19 protein-coding genes are annotated in these 16504 nt (G+C 33.3%); 18 read left to right on the forward strand and 1 reads right to left on the reverse strand.

Going from position 1 to position 16504, the window contains the following annotated elements:
* Positions 1 to 99: 99 nt before the first annotated feature.
* The 5 genes from J7J00_RS26535 to J7J00_RS26555 all read left to right on the forward strand — a co-directional run bounded on the left by J7J00_RS26535 (position 100) and on the right by J7J00_RS26555 (position 5408).
* On the forward strand, positions 100 to 873 hold the full coding sequence (locus tag J7J00_RS26535) for a GNAT family N-acetyltransferase (RefSeq protein ID WP_214796021.1): 774 nt from the start codon (positions 100 to 102) through the stop codon (positions 871 to 873).
* Between the two features lie 503 nt (positions 874 to 1376).
* Positions 1377 to 2630, forward strand: coding sequence for an MFS transporter (locus J7J00_RS26540; protein WP_214796024.1), 1254 nt, complete (start codon positions 1377 to 1379; stop codon positions 2628 to 2630).
* Positions 2631 to 2823: 193 nt separating this feature from the next.
* On the forward strand, positions 2824 to 3756 hold the full coding sequence (locus J7J00_RS26545) for a zinc-binding dehydrogenase (protein ID WP_214796026.1): 933 nt from the start codon (positions 2824 to 2826) through the stop codon (positions 3754 to 3756).
* Between the two features lie 341 nt (positions 3757 to 4097).
* A complete protein-coding gene (locus J7J00_RS26550) occupies positions 4098 to 4613 on the forward strand; it encodes a DinB family protein (RefSeq protein ID WP_214796028.1) in 516 nt (171 codons plus the stop codon).
* A 192-nt stretch (positions 4614 to 4805) separates the two neighbouring features.
* On the forward strand, positions 4806 to 5408 hold the full coding sequence (locus J7J00_RS26555) for a transglutaminase-like domain-containing protein (protein ID WP_214796030.1): 603 nt from the start codon (positions 4806 to 4808) through the stop codon (positions 5406 to 5408).
* A gap of 66 nt (positions 5409 to 5474) precedes the next feature.
* Here the strand turns inward: J7J00_RS26555 and J7J00_RS26560 are convergent, their stop codons facing one another.
* Positions 5475 to 5975: a hypothetical protein gene (locus J7J00_RS26560; RefSeq protein ID WP_214796032.1), complete on the reverse strand. Its 501-nt coding sequence runs from the start codon at positions 5973 to 5975 to the stop codon at positions 5475 to 5477.
* Positions 5976 to 6381: 406 nt separating this feature from the next.
* Between J7J00_RS26560 and J7J00_RS26565 the strand changes: the two genes are divergently transcribed.
* The 13 genes from J7J00_RS26565 to J7J00_RS26625 all read left to right on the forward strand — a co-directional run bounded on the left by J7J00_RS26565 (position 6382) and on the right by J7J00_RS26625 (position 16427).
* Positions 6382 to 7668: a histidine--tRNA ligase gene (locus J7J00_RS26565; protein WP_214796034.1), complete on the forward strand. Its 1287-nt coding sequence runs from the start codon at positions 6382 to 6384 to the stop codon at positions 7666 to 7668.
* Positions 7669 to 7819: 151 nt separating this feature from the next.
* Positions 7820 to 8233 (forward strand): hypothetical protein, encoded by a 414-nt coding sequence (locus J7J00_RS26570; protein ID WP_214796036.1) that lies wholly within the window; start codon positions 7820 to 7822, stop codon positions 8231 to 8233.
* 168 nt (positions 8234 to 8401) lie between these two features.
* The gene (locus J7J00_RS26575; RefSeq protein WP_214796038.1) at positions 8402 to 8890 is read left to right on the forward strand and encodes a hypothetical protein; all 489 of its coding nucleotides are present in this window, start codon (positions 8402 to 8404) and stop codon (positions 8888 to 8890) included.
* Positions 8891 to 9114: 224 nt separating this feature from the next.
* Complete coding sequence (locus tag J7J00_RS26580; protein WP_214796040.1) at positions 9115 to 9513, forward strand: hypothetical protein; 399 nt, start codon at positions 9115 to 9117, stop codon at positions 9511 to 9513.
* 135 nt (positions 9514 to 9648) lie between these two features.
* The gene (locus J7J00_RS26585) at positions 9649 to 10059 is read left to right on the forward strand and encodes a DUF3888 domain-containing protein (protein ID WP_214796042.1); all 411 of its coding nucleotides are present in this window, start codon (positions 9649 to 9651) and stop codon (positions 10057 to 10059) included.
* A gap of 333 nt (positions 10060 to 10392) precedes the next feature.
* A complete protein-coding gene (locus tag J7J00_RS26590; RefSeq protein ID WP_214796044.1) occupies positions 10393 to 10902 on the forward strand; it encodes a YfiT family bacillithiol transferase in 510 nt (169 codons plus the stop codon).
* Positions 10903 to 11455: 553 nt separating this feature from the next.
* On the forward strand, positions 11456 to 11794 hold the full coding sequence (locus J7J00_RS26595) for a hypothetical protein (RefSeq protein ID WP_214796046.1): 339 nt from the start codon (positions 11456 to 11458) through the stop codon (positions 11792 to 11794).
* Between the two features lie 99 nt (positions 11795 to 11893).
* Complete coding sequence (locus J7J00_RS26600) at positions 11894 to 12829, forward strand: hypothetical protein (protein WP_214796048.1); 936 nt, start codon at positions 11894 to 11896, stop codon at positions 12827 to 12829.
* A 235-nt stretch (positions 12830 to 13064) separates the two neighbouring features.
* Positions 13065 to 13475, forward strand: coding sequence for a hypothetical protein (locus tag J7J00_RS26605; protein ID WP_214796050.1), 411 nt, complete (start codon positions 13065 to 13067; stop codon positions 13473 to 13475).
* Between the two features lie 160 nt (positions 13476 to 13635).
* A complete protein-coding gene (locus J7J00_RS26610; protein WP_214774790.1) occupies positions 13636 to 13830 on the forward strand; it encodes a DUF6366 family protein in 195 nt (64 codons plus the stop codon).
* Positions 13831 to 13957: 127 nt separating this feature from the next.
* Complete coding sequence (locus J7J00_RS26615) at positions 13958 to 14347, forward strand: VOC family protein (RefSeq protein WP_214796052.1); 390 nt, start codon at positions 13958 to 13960, stop codon at positions 14345 to 14347.
* A gap of 170 nt (positions 14348 to 14517) precedes the next feature.
* Positions 14518 to 15549, forward strand: a complete 1032-nt coding sequence (locus J7J00_RS26620) for a hypothetical protein (protein ID WP_214796054.1) — start codon at positions 14518 to 14520, stop codon at positions 15547 to 15549.
* A 209-nt stretch (positions 15550 to 15758) separates the two neighbouring features.
* Positions 15759 to 16427 (forward strand): hypothetical protein, encoded by a 669-nt coding sequence (locus J7J00_RS26625; RefSeq protein ID WP_214796056.1) that lies wholly within the window; start codon positions 15759 to 15761, stop codon positions 16425 to 16427.
* Positions 16428 to 16504 lie beyond the last annotated feature (77 nt).

Raw genomic sequence — 16504 nt, forward strand, 5'->3', positions numbered from 1 at the left:
CCTCCTCCTACTCGATTTATGCAACTATCAGGGCAGGTTTGTTGAAGAGTAATATATACTAATATGAGGAATAACCAAAAAACAAAAGGGGAACAGTGTATGAATAATCAATTTGAAAAGGCCATAAATTTACTGAAAAATAAGGATAATGAAACTTATCCGACATTTGCTTACTCTGTATTAAATAATTATATTCCTGGACAGGTATATATGGATGAATTGAAGAAAACTGTTTTAATTGGAACTGATTCAGGTATTTTTATTGTTGGTGGAGACGAAATGAACAATGGTCTTAATAGCATATTTTTAGAAATTTTTAGAAGTAGAAAAAATAAAAAAAAGCGATTCACTTTGTTTTCTCCATCAAAAGAATGGGATCAAGTTATAAATAAGTTGTTTGAAAATGAGTTAAGACAAATGCATAGATATTCTTTTCATTTTAATAAGGATACATATTCAACAATAAAAAAGGGGAAATTACCCAATGATTTTATAGTAAAGAGAATAGATGAAAAAATAATTACAGAAAGTCTGGAATTTAATGAATCTTATTATAAGGAATATTGGGGTTCAGTATCAAATTTTCTTGAGAATGGTTTTGGTTATTGTTTGCTACATAATGATACCGTTGTAAGTGAATGTACATCTATATTTAGTTCATCACAATTTGCTGAAATTGATATTGCAACTAAAAATAAGTATAGAGGAATGGGCTTAGCTCAAAATGTTGCAGATATGTTCATCGAACATTGTATTGAAAGAAATTTGAAACCCAATTGGGATTGTAATGTTCACAATTTTGCGTCGATAAAGCTGGCTGAAAGATTAGGATTCGAAAATCCAATGGAATATTCAGTATTCGTTAGAAAGTAAAAAATCCTTATTTCGCTAACGGGTGTTTTACTCCAATTATAGAGGTTGCTGAAGCAACCTTTTTTTTATGGAATTAACGGGTGCGTTAGCTGAGGATCAGAGCTGTCTTTAAGGCAGCTTTTGAAAAACGGAAAAATAATCACATCAAATAGCTAGTAAAACAATACACTTAAACTAACCGGTGCTTTACTTCAATAACAAGGGTTGCTGCGGCAGCCTTTTTTCTTATGCCACTAACGGGGCAGGATAGTTTTACAAGTATGACACTTACTTATAAAGAAACTTTATGTTATTATTTAAATACATAAATTACCAAATCGATCAATTCATCGATAACTCCCTCTTATTTTAATTAATAATGAAATTAACAAATATTTTCTGTTTTAACCCAGTACATTTCTGTATGAAAATATTCGGGAATGTAACTCATAACTTCAAAGGAGTGAAACCAATGTAAATCAATATTTCTCATTCAAAATTTTGAATAAGAGGGGTTGTTTACATTGAAGAATAGATCATTTAAAGTTCTACTGGCTGGACAATCTTTAGCAAATGCTGGAGATGTTTTTTATATTGTGGCACTCATAACAAGTGTTTACAAAGTAACAAATTCTTTATTTTATGTTTCGTTGGTTCCTGTAATAAATATGCTTGGAGGATTTTTAGGAGGATTATTAGCACCACTTCTCATAGATCGGTACAAGTTAAAAAAGATTTTATTTAACTCTCAATTAATTAAAACTTGTTTCTTACTTATGCTAACACTGTACGTATCATTATTATTATCGCAAGATACGATTGTGACAATTTATATAATTATTTTCTTTATCACTTTTTTAGATAGTTTCTCTAACCCAGCAAGTAGTGCATTACTGCCTCAACTTGTTTCGGAAGAAAACTTATTAAAAGCAAATAGCCTACTGTCTTCTATCCATCAATTTATTCAGATGGGTGGGTGGGCTGCAGGTGGTATATTAGCAGCATTCTTGCATTCTAATGGGCTATTAATGTTGACGTTTAGTTTGTATATATTATCTACATGCTTACTGGCATTCGTTAAAGTCAAAGAAAAGAAACCATCTGAAGAACTTGAAGAACTATCAGTAAAGGAAAGTAAAATGACTTCAATGTTTGAAGGCTGGAGAATAATTGCAGGAGATAAGAGGCTGCGTGTCCTCCATTTAACTCTAATTTTTAGTTCTATAGCTAGTCCAGTTTGGGTATCGTCCATTCTATACCCTTTTATAGACATAAGGCTAGGTGTAGGAACTGAGTGGTGGGGTTATATAAACACCTCTTTATTATTCGGATTATTTCTAGCCGGAATACTTGCATATAGACAATCTGATTTCATTAACAAAAATATTCAGAATGTTCTATTGCTTGGAGGCTTTATGGTCTTTCTAATGACTCTTTTATTTGGACTTAATGTAAATCCCATCTTTTCTCTTTTACTGATTGGTATGTTTGGTTTATTCGAAGAACTGAGGATGATTTCTATTCATACAATCATCCAAAGTTTAATTAGGGAAAAGATTTTGGCTAAGGTTTATGCAGTACAGAGTTCTTTAATAATGGTAACATTCGGTATATCAACTCTTGTGATGGGGATACTCGGCCAGCGATATAGCATAGTAGTTGTCTTTATTATTGCTTCGATATCCTTATGTTTTTCGTTTATTAGTATTATTACCTCTAGGAAGTATTTAACATTAACCATAGGTGAATCTAACAATAACCTCGAAAATCAGTTGTAAATTATTTAGACAAAAAAGCCAACGATTCCGTTGGCTTTTTGAATGTAGAATGTCATGTGTCGTTAAGACACAAATTGTGCAATTACTCTGCAACTAACAGGTGCTTTTCTTCATTATCAGGAGCTGATCAGCATCTAATGCAACTATCGGGGCAGATTAGTGCAATAAGTATTCTTTGAAAGAAGGTAATATAATGGAACAAGAACAAAATTCACTGGTTTTGTATGGAAAAAGAAAGCTGCAATGGATACAAAATAAATTACCACCTCTTGAGAAAGATGAAATTCTAATAAAAACTATTGCGGGTGCAATCAGTATCGGGGCAGAACTACCGCAATATATGGAAAGTGACCTTACTGATAAATCTCCTATTTATCCGAAAGAGACTGGGTATGAAAGCTATGGTGAAATTATAAGGACAGGTGATGATGTAAAGTCTTTAAATCTTGGAGACAGGGTAGTAGCATTTTATGGGCACAAGGATTTTGGAGTAATTAATGCTTATAAAGCTATTCCAGTTCCAAAAGATATTCACTATTCCGACGCATTACTCACTATTTTATCCTGTGACTCGTCAAAGGGTGTCCTGAAACTCAAACCTAAAGAGTCAGATCGAGTAATAGTAAGTGGGATGGGGACAATAGGGCTTTTAACTCTATATTACTTAAAACAACACTCAAAAGTTCAACATGTGGATGTAATAGAACCAAATACTTCAAGAGGGCAATTGGCTAAGCTGCTGGGGGCAGACTCTGTTATTAATTCTGGAGCTGCATACCTAATAAATCATTATGATTATGGATTAGAGTGTTCAGGACATAATGATGGATTTAATATATTACAGAAATCCCTTACGAAAGAAGGCAGTATATGTATTCTTTCAGATGGGAATAAAGAGAGATTTGATTTACAACCTGAATTTTTTGAGAAAGAATTAAAAATTGTCGGTTCAAGTGACGGTTGGGATTATAAGAAGCATTCCGAATGGTTTCTTAATGAAGTGCGAAATGATACTAAATTAAGGGAAATTTTCGAGATAAAAATAAAAAAAGAGGAACTGATTAGTTGTTTTGAGGACATAGCTGAAGGAAAAGTCAATCCTTTAAAGGTCTTAGTAGAATACTAGATAGCATTGTGGCATTTTATCTTCCTCGGCTAAAGGAATAGAGGTTAGTTAAAAGATAGAATTCTCAATTTCTTATTAAACTAATGAGTGCGTTAGCTGAAGATCTGAGCTGTCTTTAAGACAGTTCTTTTATTATGGAACTAACGGGGCAGGATAGTTCCATAAGGAATACTGTAAAGTGACATTAAAGTTGTTTAAAAACGTCAGTCATGTTATTCCATTAAAGGGCCAGTTTGTGGAGGATTTTAACAGGTTTTTTTAGAGTTATTATTTAAAAAAAGATTTTGAAGTCTTTTGGCGAAAATTAAATATTAAATCTATAAAACATGGAGGTTGTTGTGATGTTGAAACTGTTTCAATATAACTGGCAAGTTCGTGATGATTGGTTTACATTGTTCGAAGATATACCGGATGAAGAACTATTAAAAAAACGGGTCGGCGGGTTCGGCAGTATTCTACATACCCTATTTCACATTGTAGATGTGGAATATATGTGGATCTTAGGTTTGCGAGGTGAACCAGTGCCTGCGGAGCCATTGTTTGAGGATTATGCTAGCTTACAAAAAGTGAAAAATCTTTCAGCTCAATACCATGAGAAAGTAAAGCCATTTGTGACATCTTGGACAAATGAAATGGATTCTCGGAAACTTTCAGAAACTGATTTCAATGAAGAACCAATTAGCTCTAGAGACGCACCAATCAGGCGCCGAGTCATTGAATGTCCACACGGAGAGATCATACGTCATATCATTGTCCATGAAATCCACCATATTGGCCAGTTATCTATATGGGCACGTGAAATAGTAAAGGAGCCTGTTTCCGCAAATCTGAGAGGAAGAGGGCTATTCGATAATTAGACTGCCTTTGCCGATTTCACAAACAGGCGCGATTCTTTAATAATAATCGCTTTTCTTAATGAACTAACAGTCTTAATGAACTAACGGGGCAGGTTAGTTCAATAGTACACCTATAAATTCATCTCTTCTTGTTGTATAATAATAGTATTATATGCATATTTATACAAAGGAAAGGGAGTGGAGTTAATAAATATGATTTGTGAGTCTGAAAAATTGGATGATTATTTACTTGAATTAAATGAAGTTAACTATTCTAATCCTATAATTGGAGCAAAAGTGGATGAACTTTTCAACCCTTCTCAAACAGAAATTGAAAAAGCAAAAGTAGCTTTTGAATTTGTTCGTGATGAAATATCTCATTCTTGGGATATTCAAGGGAAACGTGTTACTTGTAATGCATCAGATGTATTAGCCTATAAAGAGGGAATTTGCTATGCAAAATCCAATCTATTAGCATCCTTATTACGATCGCAAGGAATACCAACAGGTTTCTGCTATCAAAGATTGATGTTGTTTGATACACCAGAAAAGGGGTATTGTATTCACGCTTTAAATGCTGTTTTTTTTAGATCACTTAATAAATGGGTAAGATTAGATGCTCGTGGAAATAAAAAGGGTATTGATGCCCAATTTTCAATTAATGAAGAAAAATTAGCATTTCCCACTCATAAGGAATTGGATGAAAAGGACTATCCAGTTATCTATGTAAAGCCACACCCCAAAACGATAGCTGTGTTAGAAGAACATAATGATGTATTGGAAATGTATAAACATCATTTACCTGAGAGTTTATAGTTATTTCACTAACGGGTGCGTTAGTTCAACAAAAAGGCCGATTATTTCGGCCTTTTTGTTTTTTTGTTATTCAGCAGTGAATGTAAATGTTTCTTTTAAAGGTCTGCCTTCGCTACCTTTTTTAGTCCAAACGATTTCAACTTCCAATTCCGTTGCTTTTTCAGCCAAAAGGAAATTGCTAAATCGATAAGGATACCCATCATTCATTTGTTTTGCTAAAGCAATCGCCTGTTCATCAGTATCTAGTTTTCTACAAGGATGATCAGGAGGACAACCAAAAAGTGCAAACTTCGTCGTAGAATTAGGTTCATTTCTATACATGTAAATTTCCGCAGATAATACATCCTTACCAATGTTATCAACCTCTAAAGAGTAAGTATGATATTCTCCCTTTTTGGATTCTGCTAACCCCTTACCTTTTTCAGCTTGGTCTACTTGAACCGACCATTGTTTCGATGTTTGTTTGGTTGGCAATTCACCAAAGGTTAAAGCTTTTGCCTCTAGAGTTGGTGCGACTATGTTTAAAAGAAATAATGTACATATAGCAAGTATCGTTTTCTTAACCATGACTACCTCCTTGTTTTAGTTACAGTTACTTTGTCCAAAATGGAATGGAATATGTTTTGAACTAACAGGTCCTTAATATCAATAAGGAAGGTTGCGGCGGCAACCTTTTTTCTTAAGGAACTAAGGGGCAGGTTAGTTGAACAAGAATACTTAAGAAATTAAATAAATAATTGAAATACACTTTTTATTGTGATACATTAATTGGAAATAAGAGGTGTACAAAATGCTATCATTTTTGAATAATTTTTCCCTGTCACAATTACATCATCATAACAAGTAGTCTTGCTATTCGATTTTTATAAATCGTATATAGGAAGGCTATTTATCATTGAACCGCATTGATTAAGTTTAAGAACTTTAATCAACGCGGTTTTTTATTTTTAAACAAACAATTGGAGGTAAAAAGATGAAAAAGATGGATTATCAAAATGTAAAGGGAACACAAGATTATTTACCACATGCAGAAGTAGTACGAAGTAATATTAGGAGAACATTAGAAGACGTTTTTATCCAATATGGGTGTAAACCTCTAGAAACGCCAATTTTAAACTACACAGAATTAATGGCTTCTAAGTATGGAGGGGGTGCTGAAATTTTAGAGGAAATGTATACCCTAACAGACAGAGGAGAAAGAGATTTGGCATTGAGATACGACCTAACGATCCCATTTGCAAAGGTAGTTGCAATGAATCCAACAATGAGGATGCCTTTTAAAAGGTATGAAATAGGTAAAGTGTTCAGGGACGGTCCAATAAAAACTGGAAGGTTCCGTGAATTTACTCAATGCGACGTTGATATTGTGGGAGTTAAATCTCAAATAGCTGAAGCAGAATTAATGATTATGGCATTGGATGCATTCCACAAACTCAATTTAAAGGTAATAATTCAATATAACAATCGAAAATTATTAACTGGAATGCTTCAAGTGTTTGAAACATCAGATGATAAAATTAATAAAGTAGTATTAATACTTGATAAACTTGAAAAAGTTGGATTAGAAGCTGTTACTTCGGAGCTTAGTGAACAGGGGCTGCCGCCTTCAACAGTTAAATTAATTAAACAGTTTTTGACCGATAAAAATAATACTAGTTATAGCTACTTTGAACCCTTTTCTGCACAAAGCGAACAGGTTAAACAAGGTTTAGAAGAATTAAAAGAACTGGAAACATATTTGGAATTCCTTGGTGTCAATAGCCAATGTATATTTAATCCATTTTTAGCAAGAGGATTGGAGATCTATACGGGTACTATTTATGAGATTTTTTTATCTGATAAAACAATTAAGTCAAGCATTGGTAGTGGGGGAAGATATGACAATGCTATCGGTGGACTTATCGGAACAAATGAGAACTTTTCTACAGTTGGAATATCATTTGGTTTAGATGTTATATATACTGCTTTAAATACATCGAAGGAACAAATCTTAGAAAATCCTACTGTGGACTTTTATGTAATCCCAATAAATACCCAAAAAGAATCATTATTAGTGGCAAGACATCTAAGAAATAAAGGCTACAAGGTTGAGTGCGAAATTGGGAACAAAAAGATTGGGAAAGCCTTAGATAAGGCAAACAAGGAGAATTTTCGTAACGTTATCATAATTGGGGAAGATGAAGTGAAAAATAATCAATTTAAAATCAAAGATATGTTCTCTGGCGAAGAAAGAATTGAATCTTTTATTTTTAATAAATGATGAATATGAAAATTTCTTCTGTGCGTTAGTTGAAGATCCGAGCTGCCTTTAAGGCAGCCTTTTTCATACAACTATCGTTGCAGGTTAGTTGAACAAGAATTCCCTTAAATATTTGGTATTTTGGTAAAATTAAGTTGTGGGAGGGGTTGAAATGGATAAAGAACTTGAAGATATAATTGTTAAATCTTTTTTTAATAAAAGAATCCAACAAAGAGTTTTGTTCGAACTTTTTTCGGCAAAAAAACGAATGGATGCAATAGGTAGATTAAATCATAATTACTTAACTACACTCAGGGAGGAATTTATGATTGAAATACCAAAGCCTAATTCTGACCCAGAAGAAATAGAAAATCTATTGAAAAAACAAGGTGCTGGTAATGATTGTTACGCAATGTCTTGGAATGATTCTATCGACGGAAAGCATCTGTCTTTAACTTCAGCTTTAGAGGTGGCAGTCGGTGAAGGATTTCCCTCAATAATCTCGTGTATCCCTGGAAAACTCGCCTACTTTGAAGCAGAACAGTCATATGGTCCTCCACCAAGGTTTATTCTGAAAAGAAAATAATTCTTAATGAACTAACGGGTGCTTTACTCTTCAATAAGCGAGGTTGCTGAGGCAGCCTTTTTCTTATGGCACTATCGGGGCAGGATAGTTCCATAAAGAGTGTGAATACAGTTAAAAATATTGCATTAACCTGTCCATCTCACCAAATACTATGGTGGGAGGTTAACTATGGGAAAACGTTCTTTTTTATTTATTTTAGTGTTAGTTATTGTTTTTGAGGGATGTTCGAATGTAGTATCTAAAGCTAATGAAAGACCTCCGAAAAAGGTCTGTATCCAGGAGTATGAAGAGAGATGGACAAAATTCGAAGGAAAAATTTTAGGTGATATTACCTCCAGTTTTGATTTGAATTTAGAGGGGTTTAAAGAAGTAACATTTGATGATTTACACAATGATATGAAAATTGGTGAGAAGAACGAGGACATTCAGTCTTTACAGCACCTCTTTGTAGGTAATAGTCTTGGAAATATGAAACTTTTTTTAAAAGGTAATAGAGGTTATTTCCTTTATAAACGAACAGATGGTAATAATGTATTTAAAGAAATATATCAGATGTCTTATGGTGGCATATGGAAAGTTATGAGTGAACAAGAGGTGGAAGGGAAGAAAATCAAATGGGGAAAAGAATTTGATTGGGCAAAGTGTAAAGAAGAATAAAGATCACTTTTATTGGTGAGCTTTATATGGTTCAAAATAATCTTAATGAACTAACGGGTGCGTTAGTTGAGATCAGGGGCTTCCGTTTGGTAGCCTTTTTCTTAATGAACTAAAGGGGCAGGTTAGTTGCAGAAGGGCTATTCAGCTTTTTTTAAATAAGAAACATAAAATATATAGAATCCCCACACAATAAACATGAACTATTTATAAAAGGGGGAGGTTTTATGTCGGTGTTGAAGGTAACCTTGAAAAAAGTACTTCTTTTATGTGCAGTATTTCTAACTTTTTCACAAAGTGTTCAAGCAGAAGAAAATCATGAACAAGAAGGGAAAGTAGTTTATCAAATCCACTATGATTATGAACCAATCTATAATTTGCTAAAAGTTAGTCAAAAGGAATATGAGCAATACTGGGAAGAGGGTCTTTCTATTGCTGAAATGGCGAAGAAACAGGGTATTCCAAGAAGGGATGTGGAAGGCTATTTTGTAAGTTTACACCGTAAAGAAATGCAAAAGTGGAGAAAAAAAGGTGCCCTTTCAGAATTTGATTATTTCGACCTTGTCTATAGGTTAAAAGAACAGGAAATCGAGGAGTTTATTAATAACAGGAAACCAAATAATTAATTCAACTGTATGCGATTCTTAATTAAGAAGGATCGCTTTTTCTTATGGAACTAAGGAGCAGGTTAGTTTACTAAGGCATAACTATTGAGTTTAGCTAAAGAATAAGGAGTAAACAGAAATATGAGGTGAACCTTGATGGCTAAGCGATATTTAATCTTATTAGGATTTTTTTTATTCGCCTTTACTCCCATGCAAGCAGTTAAAGCAGAATCGGTTTCAAAAGTGGAAGGATGGTATGGAACAACAGAGGATATTTTTGGAGATATTGTGTTTCCAACTCTAGATAAGAAAATTGAAAAAGAGTATGGACGTAATTTGAGTTGGCAATGGCAAAGAATTGTGGGCATAAGTTACAATGAAAATCATTCTTACGATGTCGATATACACATTCAAGTCTCTTCCGAACGTAATGAACCATTGGATTATGTAGACGACCAAGTTAAATTAAGAATATCTCCATCCTGTGACAGTGAAAAGCTTAATCAACTGAAATGTAATCATGGTTTTAAGATAGAAATATTAGATTACAAACATTTGTCTCAATAAAAATTTAGAGCAGCAATTAAAGGCAGCTTTTTCTACTTTAACTAAATGTGCGTTAGTAAGATCAGGGGCTGCCATTTGGTGGCCTTTTTGGCTTAATGAACTAACGGGTGCGTTAGTTGATTAAGAATTAAGTGATATTATGAGTGAGGTCAGATTTTAGTTAAAGGGCGCTATTCTGGAACAAGGGTAAGCGCCTATTTTTCATTATAGGGCCATTTAATTGAATAAGCTTTTGAATTACGATGCAGTTTGTTGAAGTGATATAATTAAATAAAATTAAACGTTAATACCGAAATATAATGAAATAAAGAATAAGGAAAAGGGGGATTGAAAATGGATGTAAGATACCCAATTGGGAAACTACAAGTTCCTGAAAAAGTAACATTAGAAAATATTCAAGAATGGCTAAAGGAAATCGAAACTTACACGATTCGATTAAGAGAAACTGTCGACTCATTAAGTGATGAGGAATTAAGCAGAACTTATCGTGAAGGTAGCTGGACAGTTCGTCAACTTGTTCATCACATTGCAGATTCTCAGTTGAACATGTATCAACGTTTGAAGCTGGCTTTAACAGATGAGAATCCAACAGTACCAGCTTTTGATGAAGAAAAGTGGGCTATTCAACCGGATACAAAGCTTCCTGTAGAAAGTTCAATTAAAATGTTAGAAGGTATAAATGAGCGCATCGTATCTTTAGGACATAGTTTAACTGAAGAGCAATTAGATCGAGCTTTTACTCACCAGATAAACGGTATAATAACAGTTGCAACAAAAGTTGCAAAATTAGCTTGGCACGAAGAGCATCATTTAGCCCATATAAAAATCGCATTATCAAAATAATACAATATGTATAAAAGTGGCTTATCGAACCTCGATAAGCCATTTTTAAAATTAAAATAAGGAATAAATACAGAAGTTTTATTCAACTAAAGGGGCAGGATAGTTCCATAAGTTTTGAGGGAAATTTTTCTTAAAGAAAAAGATTAAAACTCATGCTAAGATTCTCTGTAAAATTAACTTTTGTTTAAGGACGGTTAAAATGACACTTTTATTTCAATCACTTGGATTTGGGGTTTTATTTGGATTAGTTATGTTACTTGTGAATCATGATAAGCCAAAAAAACTTTTGATTTTTCTTAAATACTTTTTAATAGGTACAGGCGGGCATTTTTTATATGAATGGATTTTGGGGTGAAGTTCCCTCGTTTTCTTTTCCAAAAGAAAGGTTGTGAAATATTGTACTTAAACTAACGGGTGCGTTAGCTGAAGATCAGAGCTGTCTTTAAGGCAGTTTTTTCTTATTCAACTATCGGGGCAGGTTAGTTGAACAAGCAGGGAAATTCCGGGTGCATCTTGAATATTGGATTGATGAAGTTATTGCGGGGGAATGTATATGAATAAACTTAATGAATTGTATAGGGATATGTTATTTTTGCTGTTTGGAATAAAACCTAAAAATGCAGGATGGACATCATTTTCCCAATTGAAGATTGTCCCAGACTATATAGTTGACTTGGAAAAAGGTCAAGTAACAGGAGTAGTAAAACATAACGAAAAGGTATATTTGACTGTTATTGTAGATGTTCCTAATAAAAAAACTGTTGTAAAAGGGAGTCTTAGAAGAGTTCTTAAACATACTAAACCTTTTAAAAAGCACAATTACATAGAAATTATTAATGATAAGGCTGAATATTTTATTGAAAACAAAATAACAAATCCAAAGGATCATTAATAAGTTCTTAAACTAACGGGGCAGGTTAGTTTAAGATTATAAACCTTTATTCCTCTGCATAAATTAGAGTAATACTTTTTTGTAGGAGGGGGAGTCTAATTGAAACACTTTACAAAATGGATAAATCGGACGTTCAATCATTATCCCAGAAAAAAATTGACTCTCGTTATGGGTTCTCAATACGAACCGCAAATATTTGGCCAACCAGTTGAACGAAACCAAACTTCGTTAATAAGTACCAGAGATGCCGAAAAATACTTTCGTCCTTCCCGCCTCCCTATTAAAAATACCCTTGTCAAGAACAACCAATTTTTTGATCCCTATTATGAAAAAAACTACAAAGAAATTAAACTCCCTGCAACATTAACTCGGACTCCTGATGAAACTGTTTTAAACTACTTTAGTATTTTAAGAGAGGCAGATAACCTCACTCAAAACCAGTTGGGTGGGTGCGGAACTGTGGGGATGGCAAAGTTGCCCTATCCAATTGCTTATAACTTTTTTACTAAAGACTATCACAAAAGGGTTTCCTATAATGAATATCTTCAATCGTTTGCTGGAATTGGACATCTAAATTTAATAAAGATGAACAGACTTCCTGATGAAAAAGGCATTGTTCCTTATTTCATTGAGCTAGAAAGCATCGAAGGTTCATCAAAAGGAGTCACCTATTTTGCTTATTATTACGGATATGTCCAATTAAAAAAAGTTCAAAACCTGTATAAAATTGACCAGATGAAATTGTACGGAGAGGACTTCCTATGTGCACCCTATCATCTCTGGCAACATGATGCGGAAGCAGTCGTTGGTATTATGTATGGAAACTGGTGCAAGTTAATAAAAAAACAGCTGCCTACTAAACAAGATGGTTTCGTCAAAACCATTGATTATATTGGTACGGATGGAGCCGATTATCGGTTTATCTTTTATCAATTAACAAATGATACAGATGTATTAATTTCTCAATATAAAAAGGATTCTGAAGGAAACTGGGAATCCATCAAAATTGATCCTATCAAATGTTTAAAAAACTAAGCTTGTTATTAAAGAAACTCGAACCTTTACTCTAAGCCACAAAAAAGGGCCTTCATTAAATGAAAGTTCTTTTTTCTTTGTGAAATATTGTACTTAAACTAACGGGTGCGTTAGCTTAAGATCAGAGCTGTCTTTAAGGCAGCTTTTTTTATGGAACTAAAGGGGCAGTTTAGTTCATTAAGAAAATCAAAAATTGGGGATAATACCTTTAATATTGTTAAAGGAGAGAGGCCCAATGAAAACTAAATTGTCTATTTTAATCTTAACTATGCTTATGTTAATAACTGTTAATGTAAATGCACAAAGTTCCGAAAAGTATATCGATAATAGCAAGAAAAATCTGATCAGTGCAAATGAATTTTATAAAAGTGGAAAAATAGGAGATTATAGTGAATACAATACAGCAACCCTAAACATTAGAGAAAAACTTCTTTATAAAGACTTAAAATCCACAGTAAATAAAAATGCGGAAATATATTCACTAGTTAATATTTATAATAACAAACACCCAAATATAGATCCTAAACGCCAAATATATCTTTTTTGTTCTGTTAAAGAGACAAAAGAAAGTACGTTACACAAATTTTTAATTATAGATGCTGAGACAATAGAGCCTATAGCCGAAGGACACGGAGAAAGGTGGTAATACCAAAAGGTACATACTAACCCCTCTATGAGAAGCCCGGAGCTGCCTTTAAGGCACTTTTTATTATGGAACTAAAGGGGCAGGATAGTTCAACAAGTATAATGGTTATTTATGGTAAAATTCAGAAGGGATGATTGTTTAATTTACAGGGGGGGTTCAAATGAGTGAAGATAAAGAAACACCTGAAAGAAGAAGAGAAAGACTAAGACAAGAAGAACTAAAAAGGAATCCTGGTGGGAGTCTTCAAGGTGGAGGCCTTCCAGATTTTGTAGGCAGTATGGGATGGAAAAGTACAGGAATTCTTATTCTTATAATCATAATTGGCTTTATTTTTGTATCACTCTTCTTCAAGTAACGGGTGCTTTACTTCAATAACAGGGGTTGCTGCGGCAGCCTTTTTCTTATGGCACTAACGGGGCAGGATAGTTGAATAAGAAACAAGAATTATTTATGTAATAATTCTTAAAAGGAGAGATGTAAAAGTGAATTTAAGACTTGAATTATTTGTTGAAAGTATAGAAAAATCAGTGGAATTTTATAGAGATATACTAGAATTTAATGCACCAAAAGAGATTATACATACTTACGTTCCAGTTAAAAAAGGAAGTGTTACATTAGGGTTGGGAGAAATGAAAAATTTACCTGAAAGCCATCCTCTTAAAGTTTCTAATAGTAGTCAACAAACAGGATTAGGGGTTGAAATAGTATTAGAAGTTGAAGATATAAACGATATTTATAACAAAGTAGTTGAAAAAGGGTACTCTATACAGACTAAGTTAACAAAAAGATCGTGGGGATTAGAGGATTTTAGATTAATTGACCCAGATGGATATTATATACGAATTACTTCAATGGCAACTATTGAATCCTAACTACCATCTTTTACGGGTGCGTTAGCTGAAGATTGGAGCTGTCTTTAAGGCAGCTTTTTCTTATGGCACTATCGGGGCAGGTTAGTGAAAAAGCAAACGTAATATAACTATTCCGAGTGATTGGGATTTAATGGTATAATCATAAGAAAATAGAAATGAGCTGAAAATTCTTGAAAATAAAAAGCCTTTTTGTTGCACTTTTTTTGTGTTTATTTGTTGTAAGTGGTTGTACATCAACCAAAGTTCAAGAACCTCAAAATCCAAATAAACTCAGTCTGCCTGAAGATATTCCCAATTTTGTAACAGTAAAAGATTTTGAAAAGATAGATTGGGATAGGATGGCTACCGAATTTGGCACAGGTACAAGTAGTGATATTGTTGGAAACAAAAATAAACTGGGCATAATAGGACCAGAATTAAAACCAAATAAAGTGGAAAAGTGGTTGTGGCATTTTTGGGGGATTGATAAAGGTGAATTAACAATCGTTGGTTACAACCAAGATACTTCAAATATAAGTCCTGTTTTAAGTGATGGGGTTTGGTCTAGGACTGGTGTCGGTGGTGGTAAAATTAATGGTGCAGATGCGAGTTTGCCTTCGAATGTCGTGCTACCAAAAGCAGGTAAATGGGCGCTCTTAGTTTATATTGATGGTAAATTATTCGATATATTGGTTATGGATATAAAGGGAAAACCTTCTCTGGAACTAGAAGATGCGAATGTTGATATTGTTAAAGGTAAAAGTTTACTTGGTTCAATTAAGAAAACTGAAGGAGAAAGAAAGGGAGATGAACTGATACCGACAGCTTTAGTTTATGAATTCACCATTGAAAATACTGGTAATAAAACAGTGGGTATTGGAGAATTTGATAAAGGAATTGAACTTAAGATTGAACCCAAAGAAAAATTAAAATCGGTATCAGAAGACGTAATAGGATTCAATATTTATAATCCTGACGATTATAACGGGAGTGGTGTAGGGTTCGGTCATTCTTTTTCATCTGTTCTTAAGCCTGACGAAAAGGGTGAGTATACTCTTAACTACGATTTAGGTGTAAGTGAAGAAAATTCCCAAGTCCCACTACTTGTACCTTCAAAAGAAAAATTAGATGAACTTAAAGAATATGCATTGGATGCTTTTTTGGTTGTAACAATTGAAAATCAAGAAATAGCAAGATTTGACCTGAATAAACTTAAAAACTAACTATCATTTTAAATTTTTTTGTTGAATTAACGGGTGCTATAGCTGAAGATCGAAGCTGTCTTTAAGGCAGCTTTTTCCTTATGGAACTAAAGGGGCAGGTTAGTTCTATATTGAAATGAGGACTAATGTGTAAATTTATACCATAAAATTGAAACTATATTGGACATATAACGTCAATAATATTAAACCTAAATCTGAAAGGAGATATAATGAAAATACACTATTTGGTTATTATAGTTTTTTCCTCAGTTTTATTGTTTGGTTGTTCTTCCAATCAAAATAATGACAATGTTGCAAAAGCAGAAGTACAAGATGGCCTAAAGGAACAAGGTATTAAATCGAATTCAAGTTCTAACATTATTTCACCTGACAACAACTCAATACAAACACCAACATTCACAGTAAATGAAAGAGTAAACGATGTAATAATGGTATATGAAATAAGGGGTGAAAATCGGAAATTTGGTTATTTCGATAAACCTTTGATAATGGATAAAGAAATTAAGTTGGAATGGCTTTTTTGGACAATGGATGAACAGCTTCCGTTAGGTGAGTTAAAGGTAAAAGCCGTTCAAAATGAAAGTGGTAAGAGTATAATAGCTAAAGGAGAGATAGTAAAAAAAGAGACACCTTTAAAAGAATTACCTAAAGATTATACCCCAAAGCCAGTTAGTATTAAAAAAAGTAATGAAGAAGATATAGAAAAAGATATAGAAATTAATTTTAATTTCCCTGTATCTATATCATCCACTTCAATTAAATTCAACGAGTCAGGTATTTGGGAATTACAACTATTTTTAAATGATAAATCTTTAGGAAATATGAACGTTTATGTAACTAAAAAAAATGAAGCTAATATATATTACCTTGACAATTGAGGTTTAAATCTTTGATCCAAATAAAGGGTGCATTACTTCTATGGGGCTGGAAACAGCTCCTTTTCTTATGGAACTAA

It is taken from the genome of Bacillus sp. ISL-4 (assembly GCF_018613275.1).
GTDB classification, from domain to species: Bacteria; Bacillota; Bacilli; order Bacillales; family DSM-1321; genus Peribacillus; species Peribacillus simplex_E.

Coding starts and splice junctions, on each gene's coding strand:
- J7J00_RS26535 (WP_214796021.1), top strand. CDS start 100: ATGAATAATCAATTTGAAAAGGCCATAAATTTACTGAAAAATAAGGAT.
- J7J00_RS26545 (WP_214796026.1), top strand. CDS start 2,824: ATGGAACAAGAACAAAATTCACTGGTTTTGTATGGAAAAAGAAAGCTG.
- J7J00_RS26550 (WP_214796028.1), top strand. CDS start 4,098: ATGTTGAAACTGTTTCAATATAACTGGCAAGTTCGTGATGATTGGTTT.
- J7J00_RS26555 (WP_214796030.1), top strand. CDS start 4,806: ATGATTTGTGAGTCTGAAAAATTGGATGATTATTTACTTGAATTAAAT.
- J7J00_RS26560 (WP_214796032.1), bottom strand. CDS start 5,975: ATGGTTAAGAAAACGATACTTGCTATATGTACATTATTTCTTTTAAAC.
- J7J00_RS26565 (WP_214796034.1), top strand. CDS start 6,382: ATGAAAAAGATGGATTATCAAAATGTAAAGGGAACACAAGATTATTTA.
- J7J00_RS26570 (WP_214796036.1), top strand. CDS start 7,820: ATGGATAAAGAACTTGAAGATATAATTGTTAAATCTTTTTTTAATAAA.
- J7J00_RS26575 (WP_214796038.1), top strand. CDS start 8,402: ATGGGAAAACGTTCTTTTTTATTTATTTTAGTGTTAGTTATTGTTTTT.
- J7J00_RS26580 (WP_214796040.1), top strand. CDS start 9,115: ATGTCGGTGTTGAAGGTAACCTTGAAAAAAGTACTTCTTTTATGTGCA.
- J7J00_RS26585 (WP_214796042.1), top strand. CDS start 9,649: ATGGCTAAGCGATATTTAATCTTATTAGGATTTTTTTTATTCGCCTTT.
- J7J00_RS26590 (WP_214796044.1), top strand. CDS start 10,393: ATGGATGTAAGATACCCAATTGGGAAACTACAAGTTCCTGAAAAAGTA.
- J7J00_RS26595 (WP_214796046.1), top strand. CDS start 11,456: ATGAATAAACTTAATGAATTGTATAGGGATATGTTATTTTTGCTGTTT.
- J7J00_RS26605 (WP_214796050.1), top strand. CDS start 13,065: ATGAAAACTAAATTGTCTATTTTAATCTTAACTATGCTTATGTTAATA.
- J7J00_RS26610 (WP_214774790.1), top strand. CDS start 13,636: ATGAGTGAAGATAAAGAAACACCTGAAAGAAGAAGAGAAAGACTAAGA.
- J7J00_RS26625 (WP_214796056.1), top strand. CDS start 15,759: ATGAAAATACACTATTTGGTTATTATAGTTTTTTCCTCAGTTTTATTG.